The organism is Promicromonospora kroppenstedtii DSM 19349, from assembly GCF_000515355.1.
Lineage (GTDB): Bacteria > Actinomycetota > Actinomycetes > Actinomycetales > Cellulomonadaceae > Promicromonospora > Promicromonospora kroppenstedtii.
Genome location: NZ_KI911721.1, coordinates 1,551 through 4,329, shown reverse-complemented (window position 1 = coordinate 4,329; position 2,779 = coordinate 1,551). Strand labels below are relative to the sequence as shown.

3 protein-coding genes are annotated in these 2,779 nt (G+C 71.9%); 1 reads left to right on the top strand and 2 read right to left on the bottom strand.

Going from position 1 to position 2,779, the window contains the following annotated elements; translation table 11 throughout:
• Positions 1–957: M3 family metallopeptidase (locus PROKR_RS20670; protein WP_245605906.1), on the bottom strand; the 957-nt coding region annotated here is incomplete at its 3' end.
• Between the two features lie 79 nt (positions 958–1,036).
• On the opposite strand from PROKR_RS20670, the gene PROKR_RS20665 reads away from it, so the two are divergent.
• Positions 1,037–1,522 (top strand): DUF6314 family protein, encoded by a 486-nt coding sequence (locus PROKR_RS20665; protein ID WP_157602363.1) that lies wholly within the window; start codon positions 1,037–1,039, stop codon positions 1,520–1,522.
• 111 nt (positions 1,523–1,633) lie between these two features.
• Here the strand turns inward: PROKR_RS20665 and PROKR_RS20660 are convergent.
• On the bottom strand, positions 1,634–2,779 hold a 1,146-nt coding region (locus PROKR_RS20660; RefSeq protein WP_157602360.1), incomplete at its 5' end, for an alginate lyase family protein.

Sequence of the window (2,779 nt, the reverse complement as noted above, 5' to 3'; positions counted from 1 at the left end):
GGGCGCGAGGCGCCCGAGCATCTCGTTGACGGCGGCGGTGGTGCCGGCGGTCGCGTCGGCGGCGATGTACGCGGCGTGGTGCTCGTAGCCGAGCAGCTGCGCGTGCTGGGCCCGCAGGCGCGCGAGCTCCAGGAGTACCTCACGGGTGTCGTTCTCGCCGCCGGTGGCGCCACGCGCCATGGACGCGCTCTGCACGCGCTCGCGGGTGGCGGCGTCCTCCAGCGAGGCGAGCACGTTCTGGTGCGTGAAGAGCTGCATCTCCAGCAGCCAGCCGTCCTGGCCGCGCGCCTCGGCGGCGGCGCGGGCACCCGCCTTGGCGTCCGCGGAGAGCCCGGCGAGCTCGGCCTCCTCGGTCACGAGCACGCTCGCCTCGTTGGCGCCCGCCAGCAGCTTGCGCCCGAAGCTCGCCTCCAGCGTCGTGATGCGTGCGTTGAGCTCGCGCAGCGTGTCCTGGTCCCCCGCGGACAGCGCGATGCCGGACCGCTTGAACTGCGTCATCTGCTTCTCGAGCAGGTAGGCGGTGTCGGGCTCGAGCACCAGGTCGCCGGCTGCCGCGGCGTCGGCCAGGGCCTTCGCGCGTGCGTGGAGGCGTGCGTCCATGTTGATCGCGTCCTGGTGGGCGGCGAACAGGGGCGCGAGCCGCTCCTGGACGTCCTCGAGCCCGGGGGTCGAGTCGGAGGGCAGCTGGTTGAAGTACGCGCGGGCGGCGCGGCCCAGGAGCTGACCGGAGCGCTCCAGCGCCTCCAGCGTGTTCTCGACCGTGGCGGGCTCGGGGTTGGTGGCGATGGCCTCGACCTCGGCCCGGTGGGCCGCCATGCCGGCCAGGATCGCGGGCTCGTAGTGCTCCTCGCGGATCGCGGAGAAGTCGGGCAGCCCGTACGGGAGGGTGGACGGCGCGGCGAAGGGGTTGGCCGGGTCCAGCTCCGTGGGTGTGGTGGTCTCAGGGGTCGAGGTCATGGGGAACATCCTCGCCCATCGGCTGCCCCGGGACCGCACGCTTTCCGTGGGGTCGGCACCGCGGTCTAGGGTCGTGGGCGTGGATCCGTTGCGACTCGTGGGCACCTGGGACTTCCGGCGGGAGATCCGGCACGCGGACGGTGCCGAGTACTCCGCCGACGGCGAGGCCCGGTTCTCGGTGGAGGACGACGGCCGCATGCGCTGGGCGGAGCACGGCACGCTCCGCTGGGCAGCGGGCACGACGCCGGTGACGCGCACGCTGTTCGTCGTCCGGGAGCCGGTGCGCGAGACGCCGTCGGGCGGGCTCCTCGACGACGGCAGTGACGGCGGCCGCGCAACCGGCGGCCGCGACGACGGCCGCGAGCCGAGCTGGCGCGTGACCTTCGAGGACGGCCGCGACTTCCACCCCTGGACCGCCGGCGCTGTCGAGCACCTGTGTGGCCAGGACCTGTACCAGGGCGGCATCGAGGTGCCGACGTGGCGGGCGCCGTCCTGGGAGCTGCGCTGGCAGGTGACGGGCCCGGAGAAGGACTACCTGATGCACACCTGGTACACGGAGCATTGAGTTCGGCACCTTACAGAGCACTCGGCAGTTGGCATCGAGATCGGCTCAGGCCTGAGCCGATCTCGATGCCAACTGCCGAGTCCGCGGGGCAAACTGCCGAGGATCAGCCCGTCAGGGCAGCACGTTCGGGTTGTCCGCGTGGGTCAGGGTCTCCCAGGCGACGAACAGGTTGTTCGTTCCCGCCGGGCGGCTGGACTCCGTCAGGGCCTGCGTGTTGCTCATCGCGAACCCCTGCCGGTTGTGCAGGGCGTTGAAGCCGACCTCGGTGACCGGGCCGAGGCCCAGGTGCACCGATCCGCCGCAGAGCCAGGACGGGACGGCCGTGCCTCGCTGGTAGGTCGAGTGGAACCCGAGCGCGTGCCGCAGCCGCTCCCCCACCTGCGGGTACAGGTCGTCACCCTGGATCGCGGCGGTCTCGGCCACGTGCGAGATCGCCGAGATGCCGTAGCCGGTGTGCGTGAAGTCGCGGCAGGTCTCCTGCGACAGGCCGTTGACCAGCGTGCGCTGGTTGTGCCAGTACGCGAAGATCTGGTCCGGTGTGTCCCGGCCGGAGCCCGGCACGGTGCGCGGCACCGAGCCGTCGGAGGTCAGGTAGATGAACGCGGGCACCCGGACCAGGAACCGCTGGCGCGCCGAGGCGTAGGCGTTGCGGTCGTCGAGGAAGATCGAGATGCCGACGGCGGCCTCCATCATCGACAGCTCCCAGTTGCCGTTGCTGTTGGAGCCGTTGATCACCTCCGGCAGGTAGACGTTCCGCAGCATCGTCTCGAACCGGTCGACGTCGGCCGCCGCCCAGCCCGCGCCGGTGTACCGGATGATCTCCGCGGCGCGCGGCCACACCGAGCCGGCCCACGCCGTCTGCAGCGGGGCGTTGGAGTTGGTGTGGTCCCGGATCACCGGCGACCACGCGTTCATGATCGAGATCGCCTTGTTCGCGTACCGCGTGTCCCGGGTGATCGACCAGGCCAGCGCGTGGGTGTACGCCGCGATGGCGTCCTCGCGCTCGTCGGTGCACCCGTAGTTCGGGTTGGAGTACGACCCGCACTCGACCACGGCCCGCGGGTGCGGCGTGTAGGACAGTGACGCGTACCGGCTGCCCATCATCGAGTCGTACGCGCTCCGCCAGGGCTGCGCGCCCGCCTGCACGCGGCCCCGGATGAAGTCGAGCTGCGGCGCGCTGACGTGCACGCCGGGGTGCGTGAACGTCGTCGGCACGTCGGCGGAGACGGCATCCGGAGCGACGTCCGGCACTGCCAC